Source organism: Comamonas suwonensis (assembly GCF_012844455.2).
Lineage (GTDB): Bacteria > Pseudomonadota > Gammaproteobacteria > Burkholderiales > Burkholderiaceae_C > Comamonas > Comamonas suwonensis.
The window spans coordinates 43,758-65,157 of record NZ_JABBCQ020000013.1 but is presented as its reverse complement, the minus strand read 5'-3'; the positions used below and the strand labels follow the sequence as shown (position 1 = coordinate 65,157).

At 59.5% G+C, this 21,400-nt stretch carries 18 protein-coding genes; 4 read left to right on the top strand and 14 right to left on the bottom strand.

Annotated features, from left to right (window positions below):
- Nucleotides 1–103: 103 nt before the first annotated feature.
- Entirely contained in the window at nt 104–2,008 is a 1,905-nt protein-coding gene (locus HF327_RS15100) for a hybrid sensor histidine kinase/response regulator (RefSeq protein ID WP_236024211.1), read from the top strand.
- 185 nt (nt 2,009–2,193) lie between these two features.
- On the opposite strand, the gene rlmB is transcribed toward HF327_RS15100, so the two are convergent.
- A complete protein-coding gene (rlmB, locus tag HF327_RS15095; RefSeq protein WP_198460956.1) occupies nt 2,194–2,991 on the bottom strand; it encodes a 23S rRNA (guanosine(2251)-2'-O)-methyltransferase RlmB in 798 nt (265 codons plus the stop codon).
- 303 nt (nt 2,992–3,294) lie between these two features.
- Between rlmB and sstT the strand changes: the two genes are divergently transcribed.
- A complete protein-coding gene (gene sstT, locus HF327_RS15090; RefSeq protein ID WP_198460955.1) occupies nt 3,295–4,527 on the top strand; it encodes a serine/threonine transporter SstT in 1,233 nt (410 codons plus the stop codon).
- Between the two features lie 86 nt (nt 4,528–4,613).
- Here sstT and HF327_RS15085 read toward each other — a convergent pair whose 3' ends face one another.
- Entirely contained in the window at nt 4,614–5,294 is a 681-nt protein-coding gene (locus HF327_RS15085; protein ID WP_198460954.1) for an ABC transporter ATP-binding protein, read from the bottom strand.
- Here HF327_RS15085 and HF327_RS15080 point away from each other — a divergent pair.
- Nucleotides 5,293–6,033 (top strand): arylesterase, encoded by a 741-nt coding sequence (locus HF327_RS15080; protein ID WP_198460953.1) that lies wholly within the window; start codon nt 5,293–5,295, stop codon nt 6,031–6,033. The genes HF327_RS15085 and HF327_RS15080 overlap by 2 nt on opposite strands.
- An 11-nt stretch (nt 6,034–6,044) precedes the next feature.
- On the opposite strand, the gene HF327_RS15075 is transcribed toward HF327_RS15080, so the two are convergent.
- The 5 genes from HF327_RS15075 to HF327_RS15055 all read right to left on the bottom strand — a co-directional run bounded on the left by HF327_RS15075 (nt 6,045) and on the right by HF327_RS15055 (nt 10,590).
- The gene (locus HF327_RS15075; protein WP_198460952.1) at nt 6,045–6,275 is read right to left on the bottom strand and encodes a hypothetical protein; all 231 of its coding nucleotides are present in this window, start codon (nt 6,273–6,275) and stop codon (nt 6,045–6,047) included.
- A gap of 20 nt (nt 6,276–6,295) precedes the next feature.
- On the bottom strand, nt 6,296–7,108 hold the full coding sequence (locus tag HF327_RS15070) for a DUF2189 domain-containing protein (protein WP_198460951.1): 813 nt from the start codon (nt 7,106–7,108) through the stop codon (nt 6,296–6,298).
- Nucleotides 7,109–7,350: 242 nt separating this feature from the next.
- Nucleotides 7,351–8,574: a PLP-dependent transferase gene (locus HF327_RS15065; protein WP_198460950.1), complete on the bottom strand. Its 1,224-nt coding sequence runs from the start codon at nt 8,572–8,574 to the stop codon at nt 7,351–7,353.
- An 85-nt stretch (nt 8,575–8,659) separates the two neighbouring features.
- Nucleotides 8,660–9,166 carry a BON domain-containing protein gene (locus HF327_RS15060; protein WP_198460949.1) on the bottom strand — a complete coding sequence of 169 codons (507 nt, stop codon included), beginning with the start codon at nt 9,164–9,166 and terminating at the stop codon, nt 8,660–8,662.
- A gap of 167 nt (nt 9,167–9,333) precedes the next feature.
- A complete protein-coding gene (locus HF327_RS15055; RefSeq protein ID WP_198460948.1) occupies nt 9,334–10,590 on the bottom strand; it encodes an MFS transporter in 1,257 nt (418 codons plus the stop codon).
- A gap of 270 nt (nt 10,591–10,860) precedes the next feature.
- Here HF327_RS15055 and HF327_RS15050 point away from each other — a divergent pair, with 270 nt between their 5' ends.
- Nucleotides 10,861–11,904 carry a patatin-like phospholipase family protein gene (locus tag HF327_RS15050; protein ID WP_198460947.1) on the top strand — a complete coding sequence of 348 codons (1,044 nt, stop codon included), beginning with the start codon at nt 10,861–10,863 and terminating at the stop codon, nt 11,902–11,904.
- Between the two features lie 60 nt (nt 11,905–11,964).
- On the opposite strand, the gene HF327_RS15045 is transcribed toward HF327_RS15050, so the two are convergent.
- The 7 genes from HF327_RS15045 to HF327_RS15015 form a co-directional block, all read right to left on the bottom strand.
- Nucleotides 11,965–13,824, bottom strand: coding sequence for an acyl-CoA dehydrogenase (locus HF327_RS15045; protein ID WP_198460946.1), 1,860 nt, complete (start codon nt 13,822–13,824; stop codon nt 11,965–11,967).
- 121 nt (nt 13,825–13,945) lie between these two features.
- A complete protein-coding gene (locus HF327_RS15040) occupies nt 13,946–15,121 on the bottom strand; it encodes an acetyl-CoA C-acyltransferase (protein WP_198460945.1) in 1,176 nt (391 codons plus the stop codon).
- Between the two features lie 37 nt (nt 15,122–15,158).
- Entirely contained in the window at nt 15,159–17,258 is a 2,100-nt protein-coding gene (locus HF327_RS15035) for a 3-hydroxyacyl-CoA dehydrogenase NAD-binding domain-containing protein (RefSeq protein WP_198460944.1), read from the bottom strand.
- 246 nt (nt 17,259–17,504) lie between these two features.
- Nucleotides 17,505–18,200, bottom strand: a complete 696-nt coding sequence (locus tag HF327_RS15030) for an ABC transporter ATP-binding protein (protein ID WP_198460943.1) — start codon at nt 18,198–18,200, stop codon at nt 17,505–17,507.
- A 1-nt stretch (nt 18,201) separates the two neighbouring features.
- Complete coding sequence (locus tag HF327_RS15025; RefSeq protein WP_198460942.1) at nt 18,202–19,026, bottom strand: ABC transporter ATP-binding protein; 825 nt, start codon at nt 19,024–19,026, stop codon at nt 18,202–18,204.
- A gap of 3 nt (nt 19,027–19,029) precedes the next feature.
- Nucleotides 19,030–20,382, bottom strand: a complete 1,353-nt coding sequence (locus tag HF327_RS15020; RefSeq protein ID WP_407927048.1) for a branched-chain amino acid ABC transporter permease — start codon at nt 20,380–20,382, stop codon at nt 19,030–19,032.
- Nucleotides 20,383–20,385: 3 nt separating this feature from the next.
- Nucleotides 20,386–21,339, bottom strand: a complete 954-nt coding sequence (locus tag HF327_RS15015; RefSeq protein WP_198460941.1) for a branched-chain amino acid ABC transporter permease — start codon at nt 21,337–21,339, stop codon at nt 20,386–20,388.
- Nucleotides 21,340–21,400: the final 61 nt, after the last annotated feature.

Genomic DNA, 21,400 nt, shown 5'->3' with positions numbered 1-21,400 from the left:
GTGAAATACTTAAAGTTCACTGCGAGACCTTACATTGCCAGAAGATATTGCAACCAAGCAGCACATGAACGAATCGGGGCGACTTTTCGCACTTCAGCAAGCCATGATGCCAGTTGCCTTGGCATGGGGACTTGTCGATGCCCAAACGCTGGAATTGAGCTTCAGCAACCCGGCCTTGCTTGGCCATCTGCAGCTCTGCGGCCTGCCCACCCTCTTTAAACTGCAATCATTTACACAGGCTAGGCAGGCCATTGCCCAATGCATTGAAACGGGGCAAGAAGTCAGCACCGTATTACCCGGCACCACCGGATGCTGGCACTTCTCCCCGGTTCACGGCGATGCGGGAATTGATGCCGTGCAGTGCTATGTGCTGCCCTCCCTCCCGCTCAACCAGCCCAAGCTAGAGCAGGGACTTGGCCATGCCGAGCACTTTGAAGCCTTTCTGGATCACCTGCCCTATCAAATCTGGATTGCTACGCCGCACGGTGAAGTGACCTGGCTTAACCGCGCCCTGCATGAATATGCCTACGGGCAAGTACAGCCATTGAATCTGAATGAAGGTATCTGGATCGATATTGTTCACCCCAATGACCTGGCCGCCGTCAATAGCGGTTTGTCACGTTCACTGATTACGGGGAAATCCACGGGCTACCAGCTGCGCATCAAACAGCATGACGGTGATTACCACTGGTTTTTTGCCTCGCTCTCGCCAGTTAAAAATGCTGTGGGGCAGACCCTGTACTGGGTCGGTGCCAACCTCAGCATTGATGGCCTGAGGCAGTCAGAAAACCAGCTTCGCGATCAGATCACCACGCTCAGCCACCAGCTCATGCTCAAGCAGCGGGCATTGGAGCAATCCGAGACCTATCTGGCACAGGCGCAGAAGATGAGCATGGTGAACCAGCTCTCGGCCGGCGTCGTGCATGACATCAAGAACCAGCTCTTCATCACCGGCCTGCATGCTGGCCTGCTGGAAAAGCATCTGGCCGAGCCCGAGCAGCGCGAACATGTGGATGTCATTCTCGACACCATTCAGAAAGCCGGCAGTCTGGCCTCCAATTTGACCGGTTTCAGCAGCCGCAAATCGATGCAACTGGCCGCCGTCGATCCGCGTGCACTGATCCACGATCTGGAGCCCCTGCTGACCAATGCCGTGGGGCAGGACGCAGGCCTGCAACTGCACATCGCCGCCAGCGTCTGGCCGATCAGCGTGGACAGGCTGTATTTTGAAAATTCGTTGATCAATCTCTGCATCAACGCACGCGATGCGACCGAAGCGCACGGCCAGATCACGTTGGCAATGGAAAATGTGCTGCTCAAGCGCCCCAGCCATGCCGGTGAGCATGTGATGGTCAGCGTGGCCGATAACGGCACAGGCATGAACGAAGAGGTGCTCGCCCGCGTCTTTGATATGTTCTTCACCACCAAACCCGAGGGTAAGGGTGCAGGCCTGGGCCTGCCCATGGTGAAAAATTTCATGGACCATGCCCATGGCTTGATTGAGGTGGAAAGCACTCCGGGCCAGGGCACCACCGTCAGCCTCTATTTTCCTCGGGCCCCAACTCTGCCGGTATCACCAGATCCGCACGAGCGCAGCGCGCAAGGCAAGCACCCAGCGATATTGCTCATAGAACCTGATCTGGACACCCGCAATGCCATGGCTCAGCGCCTGTATGAACAGAGCTACGCGGTCGTCACAGCCTACCAACCTGAAGTCGCGCTGCGCTACATCAGCAACGGCATGAAGGTGGATCTCATCATTGCCTCCGATCAGGTTCCCGGTTTGATGAGCGTTGAGCAGATGCAGGAAAAACTCAGACAGGAGGAGCGGCGCATACCCGTCATTTTCACGTGCAGCACAGCCCCCACCGAACAGCCGGAAGCAAGCGACTGCACGGCCTTGCTCAAGCCGCTGGATATGGATCAGCTGGCTCGCACCGTGCAAGACCTGCTGGATGCGAATCGTGCAGATCCGGCCAAGTCCCCATTTGACCAGTCACCGGCCTGAAACCTGCATGAATGCGCAGATTCAGTCACTCTCAAATAGCCAGAAAAGCCCTCACGCTTGCCCACTGACATGTGGCCGCTGCCCCTCAAAGAGGCTGCTTATTACTTGGGGCAGCCCGGCGGCCATAAAAAAGGTGCCTCTGCTTTCGCAGAAGGCACCTGCATGGCTTAGAGCCGAGGCGCAGATCAGATCTTGGCTGTACCGGCGACAGCACCGCCAACAGCCACAGCACCTGTTGCCACGCGCTGGCGCAGAGCTTCGTATAAGCAAACACCGCTGGCCACGGAGACGTTCAGGCTTTCCACCGCGCCCTGCATGGGGATGCTGATCAGTGCATCGCAAGTTTTGCGGGTGAGCTGACGCATACCATCGCCTTCAGCCCCTAGGACCAGCGCCGTAGGGCCAGTCAGGTCCATCTGGTAGAGGTGCTTATCGGCATCGCCGCTGGTACCAATGATCCAGATACCGCGATCCTTGAGTTCCTTCAGGGTGCGGGCCAGATTGGTGACCATGAAGTAAGGCACAGTCTCAGCCGCGCCGCTGGCCACCTTGGCCACGGTGGCATTGATACCAGCCGCATGGTCCTTGGGGGCGATCACGGCGTGAACGCCAGCGCCATCGGCCACGCGCAGGCAGGCACCCAGATTGTGGGGATCGGTCACGCCGTCCAGTACCAGCAGCAAAGGTGCCTTGACACCGTCGGCCTCCAGATCTTCCAGCAGCTCATTGAGCGTACGAGTGTCCTTGATTTCTTCCACGCGTGCAGCTACGCCCTGATGACCATGCGAGCCAGCCAGCTTGGCGATACGCAGGGCATCGGCTTCGATCAGGCGAACGCCGGCTTCCTTGGCACGGTCCAGAAACTGGCGCATGCGCGCATCGCGGCGCGAGGACTCGAAATAGACTTCGACGATGGATTGGGGGGCGGTCTTCAGACGCACGCCGACGGCGTGAAAGCCGAAAAGAACTTTGGGGGACGACATAGGGCCACATTATCCCGGCCTTTTCATCAGGCATGGCGCGCGCAGGGCCATGTCTGGGCTGGCCGCTGTGTTTTTTCATTGCCGCTACACTGCGCCCCCTGAGGGCGAAGCCGCCACTCATCCAGCCGCACCCGCCATGTTTTTGCCGGGAGCAGGTCTTACAGACGCGCTGAGATCGTCTCGCTGTGCAGGCCAGACCTGTGCCTCTGATCACAAAAACGGCAGGCCACCTTCTTCACCATGTGCATGCATGGCGAGAGGTGCTCTTGCCCCCACTCACCCCTTCCACAATAAATACTCAGCATGCTCAACGCTTTGCTCGACAGGCTTAACCGCACCAGTCTGGTGCTACAGATTGTGATGGCCCTGGTTCTGGGCGGCCTCGTGGCCTGGCTCGCACCAGCTGCGGCCCAGCCCGCCTCTCTCTTGGGCACGCTGTTCATCTCCGCCCTCAAGGCCGTAGCACCGATACTGGTGTTTCTGCTGGTGATTGCCGCCATCAGCAACCACCGCCCCGGCCAGGAGACGCAGATCAAGCCCGTCATCTGGCTGTATCTGATTGGCACACTGGCTGCCGCCTGCGTGGGCGTTGCCGCCAGCATGCTGTTCCCCTCGGTCATTCACTTTCGCGAAGCACCTGCCGCGCAGGGTGTGCCCGGTGCCATCAGCACGGTACTGATGAATGTGCTCAAAAGCGCGTTCGACAACCCCGTCAACGCCTTGCTGCAGGCCAATTACATCGGCATTCTGGCCTGGGCCATTGCGCTGGGTGTTGCCCTGCGCCACGCCAATGAAGTCACGCGCACCGTGCTGGATGATCTGGGCAAGGGCATCACCCGCATCATTCAGGGCATTATTCGACTGGCACCTTTCGGCATCTTCGGTCTGGTCGTTGCCACCTTCTCTGAAGGCGGTCTGGATGCCCTCAAGGACTATGCGCACCTGCTGATAGTTCTGGTGGGCTGCATGCTGTTTGTGGCACTGGTGGTCAACCCTGTCATCGTCTGGACCCAGACCCGCCGCAACCCCTACCCATTGGTGCTGACCTGCCTGCGCGAAAGCGCTGTCACAGCCTTCTTCACCCGCAGCTCGGCAGCCAATATCCCTGTCAATCTGGCGCTGGCTGAAAAGCTCAAGCTCGACGAAGACACCTACAGCATCTCCATCCCGCTGGGTGCCACCATCAACATGGCGGGTGCGGCCATCACCATCAGCGTGCTGTCGCTGGCCGCCGCACACACCTTGGGTATTGCGGTGGATATTCCCACCGCCATTTTGCTGTGCGTGCTGGCGTCCATCAGCGCCTGCGGTGCCTCAGGCGTTGCCGGTGGTTCGCTGCTGCTGATTCCGCTGGCCTGCAGCCTGTTCGGCATCTCTAACGACGTGGCCATGCAGGTTGTGGGCGTGGGCTATGTCATAGGAGTGATTCAGGATTCGATCGAAACCGCCCTCAACTCCTCCACCGACGTGCTATTTACCGCCGCCGCCTGGCGCGCTGCCCAGCGCAAGGCCGGCGAAGAGGTGCCCCGCATCTGATGCAGATTTGATAGCTTCAAGCGCATACTGCGTCTAAATAAAAGGCCTTTTTGATACAGGTCTTTTGTGTTTTCAGTGCATCAAGATCAAACCGCCTGACCGGCCTCTATCGTGATGCTGCGATCGCACTGTGCAGCAATCCCCCGGTCATGCGTGACCAGAATCAGCGTCGTGCCGCGCTCGCGGTTCAGGGCAAACATCAGCTTCATGATGGTCTGGCCGGTGGCGAAGTCCAGGCTGCCCGTAGGTTCGTCGGCCAGCAGCACGGCGGGCTCCACCACAAAGGCCCGTGCCAGGGCCACGCGCTGCTGCTCGCCACCCGACATCAGCTTGGGGTAGTGGTTGAGACGCTGACCCAGTCCGACACGCTCCATCATCTGCGTGGCGCGTGCTCTGGCATCGCGCTGACCAGCCAGCTCCAGCGGCAGCATGACGTTTTCTAAAGCGGTGAGGTTGCCCAGCAGCTGAAAACTCTGGAAGACAAAACCCATCTTCTGGGCCCGCACCGCCGCACGGTCGTCTTCGCTGAGCGCAAACAAGTCCTGCCCCTGCAGCTGAACCGTGCCGCGGCTGGGGGTATCCAGACCCGCCAGAATCGATAGCAAGGTGCTTTTGCCCGAGCCCGATGCACCCACAATAGCTACGGTTTCGCCCGCAGTGAAGCTCAGATTGATATCCCGCAAAATATCCAGCACGCCGGTGGAATCGCTGACCGACTTGGACAGTTGCTCCACCGCAATCAAAGGAATGGCAAGAGTTTTGGACATGAATCAATTCGACAAAAAAAACACCAGGGACAGCCGCCAGAACTTTGCTCTGCAGCGTCGTCACTGTATCGCCGTTGCGCTGATGCTGGCAATTTCAGGGGCTTGCGGTGCAGTCGCCGCCGCATCTCACGGCAAATCCAAAGAGGCGGCAAAACCCGCTGCTTCGGCCGCGCCTTTAAAGCCCGGCCCGGTGCTGGTGCTGGGCGACTCCCTCAGTGCCGAATACGGGCTGACACGTGGCAAGGGCTGGGTGCAATTGCTGCAGCAGCGTATGGACGCTGAAAAAATCCCCCGAAAGGTAGTCAACGCCAGCATCAGCGGCGAAACCACATCCGGTGGCAAGTCGCGACTGCCGTCGCTGCTGACCCAGCACCAGCCGGCACTGGTGGTGCTTGAGCTGGGCGGCAATGACGCCCTGCGCGGACTTGCGCTGCAAAGCACGCAGAGCAATCTGCAAGCCATGGTCAAAGCATCCAAAGATTCTGGTGCCCAGGTGCTGCTGGTAGGCATGCAGGTGCCCCCCAATTACGGTGCCTCATACACCGAGCAGTTTGCCAGCATGTTCGAGAAGATTGCCAGCGAGCAAAAGCTGCCAGTGGTACCGTTTTTGCTCTCTGGCTTTGGCGATGGGCCGGATGCCGGGCAATGGTTTCAGTCAGACCGGATTCACCCCAATGCTCAGGCCCAGCCCTTGATGCTGGGCAATGTCTGGCCCAAGCTCAAGCCGCTGCTGCAATAAGCGCTGCGGGCTCAGTCGCCACCGCTACCGCCGCCATCGCCTCCACTGTCGCTACTGCTGTCCGAGCCGCTTGAGCTGTCGCTTTCATCGCCATCTGGGCCGTTGAAGTAACTGTCACTGAAGACATCGCTGCCATCATTATGGCTGCTCGAGGAAATCCCGCTCGGGGACTCGTCCGAGGCACGTCCCATGGCTGCAGGCGGCGGCGTAAAGACTTTTTTCAACCAGTTCAAAAACTCCATATCACTCTCACTTTTTTGATTCAGGCAGCCGCATCGGCTTGATCCAAGACCTTCACGCTCTCACTCACGCTGGCGCGGTAAGCATGCCAGCTGGCGCAGCCCAGTACCGGCCCCAGCACGATCAAGCCCACGCTGTAGAACAAGAAAGATGCAGCGATCAAGACGGTAATGAGCATCCCCCAGAGCAGCATCACCCCCTTGTTGCTGGCCACCACGCGCATGCTGGTGATGCAGGCCGTCAGCGCATCGGTATCCAGGTCCAAAATGGCGGGCAAAGACACCACCATGCTGGCAAACACCAGCCCCGCAAATACGGCACCGACGGCCGTATAGATCAGCAAAAACTCCCAGTTTTCGGGTCGCAACAGGGTCTGCAACATATTGGCGGTGGTGGGCATGCCTGTATCAAAAGAGATAGCAAACACCACCATGGCGGCGCGGCCCCAAAGCATTTCAAGCACCATCAGCACCATGACCAGCATGCCCATGCTGGCAAGATGTGAGTCCCAGCAGGTCAGCGACTCGGAGAGCAGCGGCGGTTTGCCCTGCTCCAGCTGCTTGCTGACGTAATACAGACCCATGGCCATGAAGGGCCCAACCAGCAGACAGCCGCTGGCCATGGACATCACATACTCAGGGCTGGCCCTGAATACCCAGACCATCATTCGCGCCATGCCCCAGAAGCACAGACCATAGAACAGCGCAATGCCCGGTGCCCGGCGCACATCGCGCAGGCCTTGCACCAGCCATTGCCACGGATCGGCCCAGCGCAAGCGCTGTATTTGCAGATTGCCGGACTCGGCCTTGACTTCGGATACGGGGGACGCTTGCATGCGAGAACCTCCTTGTGACCCGTGCGCCGCAGTGCTGCGTGCATTGGATAAGTACAAGTTACCTGCTCACGCTTTAATCAGCATTGCGGAAAGCCCGCATCCACCTGCCTGTGCGCCGCTTACTAAAACAGAAGCGGCCAGCGCCTGTATCTGCGGCATTTCAGGTATGAAATGCCATAAAATCAGCCTGCACACGGCGCTGACCGCTTTTATTTCAATAGCGGAATCGCTTGACCTTCACTTTAGCCAAAGGCTTTGGTCAAGGCCTGCGCCAAGTCCACCTGCAGATCGGCCGTATCTTCCAGGCCAATGGCGAAACGCACCACCGTACCGGGCTTGATATGCGGCGTGGCGCGGCTGCGCATTTCTGGCAACTCATAGGGCACAACCAGGCTGACCGGACCACCCCAGCTGTAGCCCAGCTTGAACAGGCGCAGGCTGTCGCAGAAGCGGTCAACCGCCACTTGGTCAAAGCGCTCGTCAATCACCACGCTGAACAGGCCTGCGGCCACGCCTTCTGCGTTCTGCCCCTGAGCACACAGCTGCTTCCAGTGCGCATGGCCTGGTGCATCAGGCATCGCCGGGTGCAGCACCTGGGCCACGGCATTTTGCGTGGCCAGCCACTGTGCCAGCTGGCGCGCGGCGCGGTCTTGAGCGTGGTAGCGCAGGCCAATACTGGGCAGGCTACGTAGCACGGATTCCGCATCATTGCCGCTCACGCCCAGGCCCATGCGCATATGGGCCAGCTTGATGCGCATGTGCTGTGGCTGGTTGCGCGTGATGATGCTGCCCATCAGCACATCGCCGCCGCCACTGGGGTACTTGGTCAGCGCATGGGCGGTGACATCCACGCCCAGACTGCCGTCGCCCAGCAAGTCAAAAGGTCGGAAGGCCAGGCCTGCGCCCCAGGTGTTGTCCAGCACCGTCGTCACGCCTTTTTCGCGGCACAGGCGCACCTGGGCGATGAGGTCGGGGAACTCCATGGTGACAGAGCCCGGTGCCTCCAGCCACACGAGCTTGGTCGCGGGTGTGATCTTGGCAGCCAGATCCTCCATATTCATGGGGTCGAAATACTGGTGGGTGATACCGAAATGGGCCAGCTCACCCTCGGTCAGGGTCTTGTTAGGGCCGTAGGCGTTGTCAGGCACCAGCACCTCATCGCCAGTTTTCAGCAGCGCCAGCGACACCGTGGCAATAGCCGCCAGCCCGCTGGGCACCAGTAGGCATTGCAGACCGCCCTCCAGCGAAGCCAGTCGTTCCTCCAGCGTATAGGTGGTGGGCGTGCCGTGCAGCCCATAGGTATAGCTGCTCTTGTCCAGCCAGCGTCGATCGCGCATGGCCTGCACATTCTCAAAGTACACGGTCGAGGCCTTGTGTACTGCAGTCAGAGGGCCTTCAAAATCCGCAGGAGGCTTGTACGGATGGTGAATCAGATGGGTGGAGAGCTTTTGATCGGCTTGGGTCATGAAGCCATCTTAGCTGCCGAAGCCATGAAAAAAAGCCAGAGGGCTTGCGCGCTCTGGCTTCATACGAGACGGTAGCTGAACAGTATCAGCCAGCCTTCACGGTCAGATTGTTGTTGACCGAGGTCACGCCCTTTGCGGCCTTGGCGATATCGCCAGCCTGTGTCTTGATGGCCTCCGTGGGCACGGTACCCGACAGAGTCACCGCACCACCTTGGGTGTCCACATTGATTTGCAGTGCACTGATTTCAGGAGCCTTGATCAAATCGGTCTTGACGGCGGCAGTGATGCCAGCATCGTCCAGTGCAGCACCAGCCTTGGTGGCGCCTTCTTCAATCTTGTGACCTGCTGCATCAGCGGCATTGCTGACTTTCTCGCCAGCCTTGTCCAGTGCATTTGCGGTGGCATCGCCAGCCTTGGCCGCACCGTCTTCAATCTTGGTGCCGACATTTTCAGCGGCCTGCTGCGTCTGAGAGATTGCAGAGTCCAACTTCTGGCCTGCTGTCTTGTCATCCGACTTGCCGCAGGCAGCCAGGCCAAAAGACAGAGCAGTAATGGCAAGGATTTGTGCGGAACGCTTAAAAAGTTGAGTCATCTCTATTGCTCCCTTATTTCTTACATAAATTTGACGTTTAACTTTAACGACTCAATATTTGTACTCTCATACGAACTGTTCGCGCATGACCGTAGGACAAATCTGATGCCGCCTGTGGAAATATGCTCGTTGACAGTCTGGGCCGCAATAGTAGTTGGCCTGACATTTCAGGCCTCTGGCTTAGCCCTCATGCGTGGGTGGCGCACAAATGCCAGCCCCAGCACAGAGCCCAGCACCATCACAAAGCAAGCAAATACGGTCACAGCTACCTGAATGCCCCAGTGATCGGCAATCCAGCCCACCGCCATCATGGGCAACATGGAGCCCAGCAAACCAATGGTCTGATAGGTGGACAGCATGCCCGCCCGGTTATCGGGCCCTGCAATGCGGCCCACCATGGTCATGCCCGCCAACATGCACATGCCGTGGCCCAGTGCTGTCAAGCTGACACCCAGTACAAACAACAAGATTGATCCCATCTGCAGATTCACAACCAGCATGCCATTGCTGGTCACCAGCAGCGCCATCCCTGTAAATCCGCAGCGATGCAGCGCCAGCCGCGCAGCCACCAACTGGATGAAGGCAGACACCAGCAAGATGACCGCAATCGCCGTGCCGATAACGACCGGGCCGCTCCACGGAATCATCTGTTGCAAGAACAGCGGTGCCATGGATGCATAAAGCCCAAAAACGCCAAAGGCCACGAACGGGTAACCACAGGTAAGGATGAAGGCCAGAGAGTCCTCACGCTGTGGCCAGGTCAGCCGGGGCTGGCAGTCCTGCCATTGCAGACGGCCGGGGAGTTGCGCGGCCTGTGATGCGGATTGCGGCAGCTTTAGCAAAGCAATGGCCACCACACCCGCGCAGCCCAGCACCAGCGGCGCTACATAGGCCATCATCAAGGGCTGAGGGAGCCACTGCCCGGCCATGCCGCCAATCAGCGGCCCCAGACCAAAACCCAGCACATTGAGAAAGCTGGCCACCATGGCCACGCGCTGGGGGCGCAGCCGGGTAGAACCGCTGGCGGCCAGCACCGTCAGCCCCGTGGTAGCGCTGATGGTGATCAGGCTGGAAGCCACGCCCACCATGAAGCGACCCACAATCAGACTGGGCAGGTTCCACGCCAGCATGGAGATCAGCGTGCCCACCAGCGTCAGCAACAAAAAGCACAGCAGCACGCGCTGAAAGCCAATGCGGTCTGGCAGCCGCCCCAGAAACAGCAGCGCGCACAGGCCACCGCACATATAAAGCACGTAGAGCATCGAGATATCGCTGGCCCGCAGCTGCCAAGCCTGCTGGTATAGCGCATACAGCGGGCTGATCAGCGCCGCGCCCATGACACCGACCACCAGAGCAAATCCCACCCACCAGGCCGAGGCCTGCATCGCTGCGGCGCTCGCCTGCCATGTATTGCTTTGCGGCATTGTTTTGTCTCATTGATGAAGCTGTCAGGCAACGTCAATGTGAGCCATCGGTTGACTCTGCGCGCATGCTCTGCAGCCACTTGCTTGTGATGAAAACATTATCTGTAACAGCGCTTTGGCATGCATAGACCAAACAGAGGATATAAGCCTCTAACACTTACCGATCATGCGTATACAGCTATATTTTCAGAAGCAAAAATGCTGCCATCAAAGCCAGAATAAATACCAAAAGCTATACTTTGCGCCCTAATGACAGCAGGATCCCCCGGCATGAGCCCGAATGCTTTTTTGCGCCCTTTGGTCTGTTTGAGCCTGCTTGGCCTTGCCGCCTGCGGCAGCAACCCACCTTCCCCGTCCGCTGCGGCCAATGCGCCTTCCTACTCGCCAGCCACCACGGCATCTGCGCCTCCGATCAAGATTGGCTTGGCGCTGGGCGGTGGTGCAGCCAAGGGCTTTGCCCACATCGGCGTCATCAAAATTCTGGAGGCCAACGGCCTCACCCCTTCGTTTGTCGCAGGCACCAGCGCAGGCAGCGTGGTGGGCGCAATGTATGCCAGCGGCATGAATGCGTTCGAGCTGCAGGAGAAAGCCGTGGCGCTCGACGAAGCCAAGATTCGTGACCTGCAGTTTTCCTCGGGCGGCCTGGTGCTGGGCCAGAAGCTGGAAGACTATGTGAACGAGCAAGTGCAGCGCAAGCCCATGGAGCAGTTAGCCAAGCCCTTTGTGGTCATATCCACCCGCCTTGAAGATGGCGAGCGCACCGTGTTTGCGCGCGGCAACGTGGGCCAGGCCGTGCGTGCCTCCAGCAGCGTGCCAGGCGTGTTCCAGCCCGTGACGATTGGCAAGTATCACTATGTGGATGGCGGCATCGTCAGCCCCGTGCCCGTGGATGCCGCGCGCAATCTGGGGGCCGACATCGTGATTGCCGTAGACATTTCCAACAAGGCCAGCGGCAAGACCCCTGCCAACATGCTGGGTGCGCTCAACCAGTCGATTGCCATCATGGGGCAGAAACTGGGGCAGGCCGAGCTGGCTCGCGCCGACATCATCATCCGCCCCAAGGTACTGGACATTGGCCCGGCCGATTTTGCGCAGCGCAGCCACGCGATTGTGGAGGGCGAGAAAGCCACCACCGCACTGATGCCGCAAATCCGCGAACGCATTGCCCAGTTGCAGGCAGAACGGACCAAGGCCATGCAGATTGCGCAGTTCAAGGCACAGGAAGCCAAGCATCAGGAATGCCTGAAACAGCGCTCCAGACTGCAAAAGCTATCCGGCATGGTTGGCATGCGTGATGACTGCGGAAAACCCTGAGTCAAGTCACCCCATAAAAAATCCCGCGCCATGCGGGATTTTTTATGGGGTGAAGGCTTTTTAAAAAGCGTCTTCTTCCATGTAGGCACAAGTCATATCCCGCGCCTTGACCACCTGCAGCCATGCGCCGATACGCGGCAGCTCGTAGTGAAAGAAATAACGCTGAGCCGCCATGCTGCCGCGGTGGGCGGCAATGGCCAACCACTCATCCTTGGCTAGCACAGCCAGTGCCACATCCAGCCAGATCCAGCCCAGCACCACATGGCCAAAGGCCTGCATATAGGGCACGGCATTGGCCAGCGCCTCCTGCGGATTGTCGGTCGCCCAGGCAGCCTTGGTGGTGGAGCCCACATCGGCCAGCGCACGGGCCAGCTGATTGGCATAGGTGCTCAGCTTTGCCTGCTGCAGTGCCTTTTGAATGGTGGCGTTGATGCGCGCAGCCAGCAGCTGCAGGCCCTTGCCGCCATCCATGATGACCTTGCGGCCCAGCAAATCCATGGCCTGGATGCCATGCGTGCCCTCGTGAATCATGTTCAGGCGGTTGTCGCGCCAGTACTGCTCCACAGCAAAGTCGCGCGTATAGCCGTAGCCGCCATGAATCTGGATCGCCAGAGAGTTGGCCTCCAGACAAAATTCGCTGGGCCAACTCTTGGCAATCGGGGTCAGCACCTCCAGCAGCAGCTTGGCTTCGGCAGCCTGCTCCCCCTCGCCCGTGTATTGCTCGTCCACCAGTTTGGCGCACAGCAGGTTCAGAGCCAGCGCGCCTTCGCAATAGGCTTTCTGCGCCAGCAGCATGCGCTTGACATCCGCATGCTCAATGATTCGCGACTGCGGCTTGCTCGCATCCTTGCCGCCGCCACCGATAGGCCGCCCCTGCGGGCGGCTCTGCGCATACTCGAGGCTGGCGTGATAGCCTGCCATGCCTAGCATGGAGGCCGCCATGCCGATGGAGATGCGCGCCTCGTTCATCATGTGGAACATGCACTTGAGACCCTCGCCGGGCTTACCCACCAGATAGCCGATCGCCCCGGCCCCACGGCCGTCCAGCCCGCCCCCATGCTCGCCACGCACCGGGTACTTGCCTTCACCAAAATTGAGCAGCGTATTGGTGGTTCCGCGCCAGCCCAGCTTGTGGTTCAGACCCGCCAGCGCCACATCGTTGCGCTCACCCGTCAGTTGGCCCTGAGTGTCAACCAGCTTTTTGGGAACAATAAACAGCGAGATACCTTTGACACCGGGCACAGGCTTGCCATCAGGGCCGGGAATCTTGGCCAGCACCAGGTGCACGATGTTTTCGGTCAGCTCATGGTCGCCCGCGCTGATCCACATCTTGTTGCCCTTGAGGCGGTAACGTGGCCCCAGCGCTTCGCTTTCAAAGTCAGCACCATCGGGCTCGGCGCGCGTAGCGATATCGGACAGGGATGAGCCCGCCTGCGGCTCGGACAGTGCCATGGTGCCAGCCCAGCGGCCATTGAACTCATTGGCTGCAAACACGTTTTTTTGCAGATCCGTTCCGTGGGCCATGATGGCGTTGGCATTGCCTGAGGTCAGCATGTTCGAGCCAATACTGATCGAAGCTGCTGCAAAAAAGCAGTTGGCGGCCGACTCCACCACATAGGGCAGCTGCATGCCACCAATCTCGTAGTCCTGCGCGGCGCTGAGCATGCCTGAATCGGCATAGGCTTCGCGGGCGTCGTAGGTGCACTGGGGCAAGATGACTTTTTCGCCATCAAACTGCGGCTCCTGCAGATCCACCGTGCGATTGAACGGCGCGTATTTCTCACGGGCAATGCGCTCGCAGATGTCCATCACGGCATCAAATGTGTTGCGCGAATGGTCGGCAAAGCGGGGGCGGCTGCTCAACTCTTCGGCCTGCAGCCAGTCGTAGAGCAAGAAATCAATGGTGGAGCGCAGGCGCATATCAATATTCCATCAAAAACTGCTGCAGCGCTTTACCAGTCAACGCTAGCAGCTATCAATTTCAAGAAACACAGGCCCATAAAAGGCCGCACCCTTCCGGGACTGCGGCCTTGGGCTGTGTTTAAAGAACTTCGAAAACAGCCGCTGCACCCATGCCGCCGCCGATGCACATCGTCACGCACACGCGCTTGGCGCCTCGGCGCTTGCCTTCAATCAGCGCGTGGCCCGTCAGGCGCTGTCCCGAGACGCCATAGGGGTGACCCACGGCAATCGCACCGCCGTTGACGTTGAGCTTGTTGGCAGGAATGTCCAGAAAATCACGGCAGTAGATGACCTGCACGGCAAAGGCTTCGTTCAGCTCCCAGAGGTCAATGTCATTCACCGAGAGGCCCAGTTTTTTGAGCACCTTGGGGATGGCATAGATGGGGCCAATGCCCATCTCGTCAGGCTCGCATCCGGCCACCGCAAAGCCCAGAAAGCGGCCCAGGGGCTGGAGGCCCTTGCGCGAGGCATAGGCTTCGCTGACCACGGCGCAGGCACCGGCACCGTCAGAGAACTGGCTGGCGTTGCCGGCGGTAATCACACCGCCGGGCAGCGCGCTGCGCAGGCCGCTGATGCCTTCCTTGGTCGTACCTTCGCGAATGCCTTCATCCTGGCTGACGGTCACTTCCTTGGTGATCAGCCCGCGCACCTTGTCCACTACGCCCATCACCGTCTTCATGGGAGCGATTTCGGCTTCGAACAAACCGGCAGCCTGTGCGGCAGCCGCTTTTTGCTGGCTGGAAGCGCCGTATTCATCCTGCGCATCGCGGCTGATGTTGTAGCGCTTGGCCACCTGCTCGGCCGTCTGCAGCATGTTCCAGTAGATCTCGGGCTTCATGGCAGTCAGCTCGGGGTCAAACGCCATGTGCGGATTCAGGTGGGGCTGCACACAGGAAATGCTCTCCAGACCACCGGCCACCAGCACATCGTTTTCGCCGGCGATGATGCGCTGGGAAGCCAGCGCAATCGCCTGCAGACCCGAGGAGCAGAAGCGGTTGATGGTCAGGCCGGAGGTCGTCACCGGCAGGCCTGCGCGAACGGCAATCAGGCGCGCCACGTTGCCGCCGGTCGTGCCTTCGGGCAGCGACATGCCCATGATCACGTCTTCGACTTCAGCGCCCTCGATGCCGGCGCGCTCCACGGCGGCCTTGACCGCATGAGCGCCCATGGTCGGGCCGTAAGTCATATTGAAAGCGCCCTTCCAGCTCTTGGCCAGCGGGGTACGCGCGGTAGAAACAATCACTGCGGATGTCATGTTCTGTCCTTTGATTCTGGATATTGCTTGGCTTGGCTCAGCTGAACTGCTTGCCTTCGGCGGCCAGTCGGGCCAGCAGTGGCGCGGGTTGCCAGAACTTGGCATCGTCATTGGGGTTCTGGGCAAAGCGGCCCATGGCCTGGACCACGTTGAACAGCCCCACTTCACCGGCGTAATGCATGGGACCACCACGCCACAGCGGGAAGCCATATCCGGTCAGATAGACCATGTCGATATCGCCGGACTTGCCTGCAATGCCCTCTTCCAGAATATGCGCACCCTCATTGACCAGCGCATAGACCAGGCGCTGGACAATCTCCTCGTCCGAAATCTTGCGCGGCGTAATGCCCAGGCTCTTGCGGTGCTCATCAATCATTTGGGTGACCACATCAGACACCAGCGCATCGCGCTTTCCGGGCAGATAGTCGTACCAGCCCGCGCCCGTCTTCTGGCCGAAGCGGCCCAGCTCGCACAGACGGTCTGCGCTGGCGCTGTACTTCATGTCGGGCGTTTCCTGATAACGGCGCTTGCGAATCGCCCAGCCGATGTCGTTACCGGCCAGATCGCCCATGCGGAACGGGCCCATGGCAAAGCCGAATTTCTCGATGGCCTTGTCAACCTGCTGGGGCGAAGCGCCCTCGTCCAGCAGAAATCCCGCCTGGCGCGAGTACTGCTCGATCATGCGGTTGCCGATAAAGCCGTCGCACACGCCCGAGACCACCGCCGTTTTTTTGATCTTCTTGCCCACCTTCATCACCGTGGCCAGAACATCCTTGGCCGTGGCTTTGCCGCGCACCACTTCCAGCAACTTCATCACGTTCGCAGGGCTGAAGAAGTGCATGCCCACCACGTCCTGCGGACGCTTGGTGAAGGCGGCAATCTTGTCCACGTCCAGCGTCGAGGTGTTGGATGCCAGAATCGCACCGGCTTTGGCCACCGCGTCCAGCTGCTTGAACACGGTTTCCTTGACGCCCAGCTCTTCAAACACGGCTTCGATGATCAGGTCGCAGTTTTTAAGGTCCTCATAGGCCAGCGTGGTGCTCAGCAGCGCCATGCGCTGTGCGTACTTGTCTTCCTTGAGCTTGCCCTTTTTGACCTGCGCTTCGTAATTCTTTTTGATCGTGGCCACACCACGCTCCAGCGCCTCGGCCTTGGTCTCCAGAATGGTGACGGGGATGCCCGCATTCAGGAAGTTCATGGCAATGCCGCCACCCATAGTGCCCGCACCAATCACGCCCACGGCCTTGATGTCGCGCACCGGCGTATCGCTGGGTACATCGGCAATTTTTGATGCCGCACGCTCAGCCGTGAACAGATGGCGAAGCGCGCGGGACTCGGGCGTCATCATCAGCTGCATAAAGGCTTCGCGCTCCAGCGCCATGCCGTCGTCAAACTTCTTGGTGGTCGCGTTCTTCACGGCTTCCACGCAGCGCATGGGGGCCGGGAAGTTCTTGGACATGCCCTGCACCATGGTGGCGGCAAACTCGAAATAGGCCTCGCCCTTGGGATGTTTGCATGGCAGGTCACGCACACGTGGCAGGGGCCGCACCTCGGCCACTTCCAGTGCAAAGGCTTTGGCCTCGGCCATCAGCGTCTCTGGCGATGCAGCCATCTTGTTGAACAGCTTCTGGCCGGGTTGCATGGCCAGCATTTCGCTCATCACGGTCTCGCCGCTGACGATCATGTTCAGTGCGGGCTCCACACCCAGCGCGCGCGGCAGGCGCTGCGTGCCACCGGCACCGGGCAGCAGGCCCAGCTTGACTTCAGGCAGAGCCACGGCCGTGCCGGGCGCAGCGATGCGGTAATGACAGCCCAGCGCCAGCTCCAGCCCGCCGCCCATGCAGACGCTGTGAATGGCGGCGATCAAAGGTTTGGTCGACAGGTCCAGTTGCTGGATGACGGAGATCAGATGCGGCTCACGGTAGGCATCTTCCTTGCCGAACTCGGTGATATCGGCTCCGCCCGAAAAGGCCTTGCCTGCACCCGTGATGACAATGGCTTTCACCGCTGCATCTGCCAGGGCCTTGTTCAGACCATCCACAATGCCGCGGCGTGTGGACAGACCCAGGCCATTGACCGGCGGGTTGTTCAAGGTAATGACGGCGATAGCACCGTCCACTTTGTATTCAGCAGTCATGCTGTTGTCCCCTATGCGATAGAAAAGAACGATCGTGCGTTTTTGATTGTAGGAATTTCTGGGCAATGCGCCACTGCGGTTTGTCCCGACCGAGACAAGCAATAACCACGTCTTGGCAAATCCCTAAAACAACCACCCTCCAAGCCCGGGTCACCAAGCAAAGGGGACCCTGCGGCGAAGATGTCGTCCCCCTCCCGCAAAGCGAGAGAGAGGGAAAGCGCAAAGCGCCTCAGGGGGTGTTGCCGCTCAAACCTCCAGCCACTCCTTGCGCACTTTTTCATTGGCGCGCAGGCTGTCAGGGGTTCCGTCAAAAACGATATGGCCATGGCCCATGACCAATGTCCGGTCAGAGATATTCATGGCGATGGTCAGCTTTTGCTCAATCAGCAGCACGGACACGCCTCGGTCCTTGATCTTTTTGAGGTACTCGCCCACCAGTTCAACGATTTTTGGAGCCAGACCTTCCGTGGGCTCATCGATGATGATGAGATCGGGGTCGCCCATGAGCGTGCGGCACAGCGTGAGCATCTGCTGCTCGCCACCCGACATCACGCCCGCCTCGGTGTGCTGACGCTCTTTCAGGCGCGGGAACATGTTGTACATATCGTCAAAGCCCCAGCGACTACCTTTGCTCTTGCCTTTCTGACCCAGCATCAGGTTTTGATGCACGGTCAGGTTCGGGAACACATCGCGGCTTTCAGGCACATAGCCAATGCCGAGATGGGCAACTTCGTAGGCTTTTTTACCTTTGAGGTTCTTGCCCTTCCAGTCAAGAGCGCCCTCCCAGTGCACCAACCCCATGATGGCCTTGGCCGTCGTGGAGCGCCCCGAGCCATTGCGCCCCAGCAGCGCCACAATTTCGCCCGCATTGACCTGAAAGTCCACGCCATGCAGCACATGGCTTTTGCCGTAATAGGCATGCAGATCATTAATCTTCAGCATCTCAATGCCCTCCCGCCTGTTGATCTGCCACCGAAGATCCCAAATAGGCTTCCTGCACTCTCGCATTCGCCCGCACCGCCTGCGGCGTGTCAAAGGCAATCACCTCGCCATAGACCACCACGGCTATCTTGTCCGCCAGCCCGAAGACCACACCCATGTCGTGCTCTACCGTCAGCAGCGTTTTGCCTTCCGTCACTTTTTTGATGAGCTGGATGAAATGTGCGGTTTCGCTATTGCTCATGCCCGCCGTGGGTTCGTCGAGCAAGATGACACTGGCACCGCCGCCGATGGTGATGCCGATCTCCAGCGCACGCTGCTCGGCATAGGTCAGGTTCACGGCCAGCGTGTCGCGCTTGCGGTGCAGGCCGATCATCTCCATCAGCTCATTAGCGCGCTCGTTAGCGTCATGCAGATTGGAGAGAAAACGCCAGAAGCTGTAACGATAGCCCAAGCTCCAGAGCACGCTGCAGCGCAGGTTCTCAAACACCGACAGTTTGGGGAAGATGTTGGTGATCTGAAAGCTGCGCGACAGCCCCATGCGGTTGATCTCGAACGGCTTTTGGCCGTTGATACGCTGACCATGGAGCAAGATGTCGCCGCTGCTGGGTTCAAAGCGGCCGCTGATCAGGTTGAACAGCGTGCTCTTGCCCGCGCCATTGGGGCCGATGATGGCGATGCGCTCGCCCGCATTGACTGCCAGATTGGCGCCGCGAATGATTTCAGTCTTGCCAAAGTTCTTGCGCAGGTCGCGCAGCTCCAGGGCATAAGGTTTGCCTGCTGACTGAGTTGCTTGCGCAGTTGGTTGATGAATGGCAATGCTGGACATGGATCAACCCTCCCCTTTCTTGATGCTTTCTTCTATCGCTTCCTGAATCTGGCCCCAGCGTCGCGCCGTCATACGACGCGCGGTCTCCAGCAAGCCCAGCCCCACTATAAAAATCACAATGGCAACCGTCCAGGTGGCGGCAACGCTGGTGTCCAGCTGCGCGCCCATGAATGGAACCTGGGAGCCCATCGCTGCGTTGAGCTGCATGTGATAGATCATCTCGATCAGCGAAGCCGCGCCGACCAGCGTGATGGAGCCAGCCACCAGTACGCCCAGATAGGGCTTGATCAGGCGCTTGAAGTGGCCGAACTTGGCAACGCGCAGATTCATCATGATCAGGCTGGCTACGCCGCCAGGTGCGTACATGACCATCAGCAAAAAGACCAGACCCAGATACAGCAGCCAGGCCTTGGTCAGCTCAGACAGCAGCACCGAGGCCAGCACCAGCAGCACAGCGCCGATGATGGGGCCGAAGAAGAAGGTGGCACCACCCAGGAAGGTGAAGAGCAGATAACCGCCCGAGCGCACCACGCTGACGCTATCCATGGCCGTGATAATCTCGAAATTGATAGCAGTCAAGCCGCCACCAATACCGGCAAAAAAGCCCGCAATGATGAAAGCAAAGTAGCGCACGCGCTGGGTGTTGTAGCCCACAAACTCGACACGCTCGGGGTTGTCACGCACCGCATTCAGCATGCGGCCCAGCGGCGTTCCGGTAAAGGCGAACATGGCTGCCGTGCAGACAAAGCAGTAGGCCGCGATCAGGTAGTAAACCTGCAGCCCCGAACCAAAGTCCAGCCCGAAGAATTTGCTGTAGACACGGTCGGTGGTGATACCGCCCTCGCCACCAAAGAACTCGGGGAACATCAGCGCCATGGAGGCGACCAGTTCACCCAAGCCCATGGTAATCATGGCAAAGGTGGTGCCGGACTTCTTGGTGGTGACATAGCCGAACAGAGCAGCGAAGAACATGCCCGCAAGGCCGCCAACAATGGGGATGAGCACCAGCGGAATGGGGATTGCACCGGCGGCGGCCTTGTTCATGGCGTGAATGGCCAGAAACGAGCCCAGTCCCGTGTACACCGCATGACCAAAGCTCAACATGCCGCCCTGCCCCAGCAGGATGTTGTAGGACAGGCAAATGATGATGAGGTAGCCAATCTGGCTGAGCATGGTCAGCGCCAGCGAGCTGGTGAAGATCAGCGGCGCCACGATCAAGGCCAGCGCAAACAGGCCCCAGATCAGAATGCGGCCAATGTTCAGGGGCTTGAAGCGGTAGTGCGCCTGCGCCTCGCCCTTGTCTGCTGCAGAAGAATGCATGGAGGCTTTCGCGGAATTTTTCGCAATCGAAGACATGGCTTAATCTCCTCTCGTGCCCAGCAGGCCCTTGGGGCGGAAGATGAGAATCAGCACCAGGAACAGGTACGGCAGAATGGGCGCAACCTGCGACAGCGTTAGTCTCAGAACGGGCCAGCCAAAGGTGGATTCATTGACCGTCTGGCCCATGGAGGTGAACAGCCCGGCCAGCGACCAGTCCAGCGCCACGGCAAAGGTCTGCAGCACGCCAATCAGCAACGAAGCGACAAACGCCCCCGCAAGCGAGCCCATGCCGCCCACCACCACCACCACAAAGATGATAGAGCCCACCGATGCCGCCATGGCGGGCTCGGTCACATAGGTGTTGCCGCCCAGCACGCCCGCAAGCCCGGCCAGCGCGCAGCCGCCACCGAACACCATCATGAAAACGCGGGGCACGTTGTGGCCCAGCGCTTCAACCATATCGGGGTTCTTGAGTGCGGCCTGGATCACCAGCCCAATACGGGTGCGGGTCAGCAGCAGCCAGACCGCCACCAGCATCAGCATGGCCACCAGCATCACAAAAGAGCGTGACTTGGGGAACTGCGTGCCGTAGAGCGTGAACAGCGGCCCCTGCAATGCGGTCGGCAGCGCATAAGGTACGGTGCCGCGGCCCCAGACCAGTTGCACGACTTCCAGAATCAGGTATGACAGGCCGAACGTCACCAGCAGCTCTGGCACATGACCGTATTTGTGCACGCGGCGCAGGCAGTAGCGCTCAAACAACGCGCCCAGCACACCGACCAGCACGGGGCACAGAAGCAGTGCAGGCCAGAAGCCCACAATGCCGCTGAGCGTGTACGCAAAATACGCGCCCAGCATATAGAAGCTGGTATGGGCGAAATTGAGCACGCCCATCATGCTGAAAATCAGCGTCAAGCCCGAGCTGAGCATGAAGAGCAGCAGCCCGTAGCTCACGCCGTTGAGCATGGATATGGTGAAAAATTCAGGCGTCATCGACAAGCCTTGTTCTCAAAAAGCAAAGAGATCGCTGCAGCCCGGCGCCTGTTGGACTTTT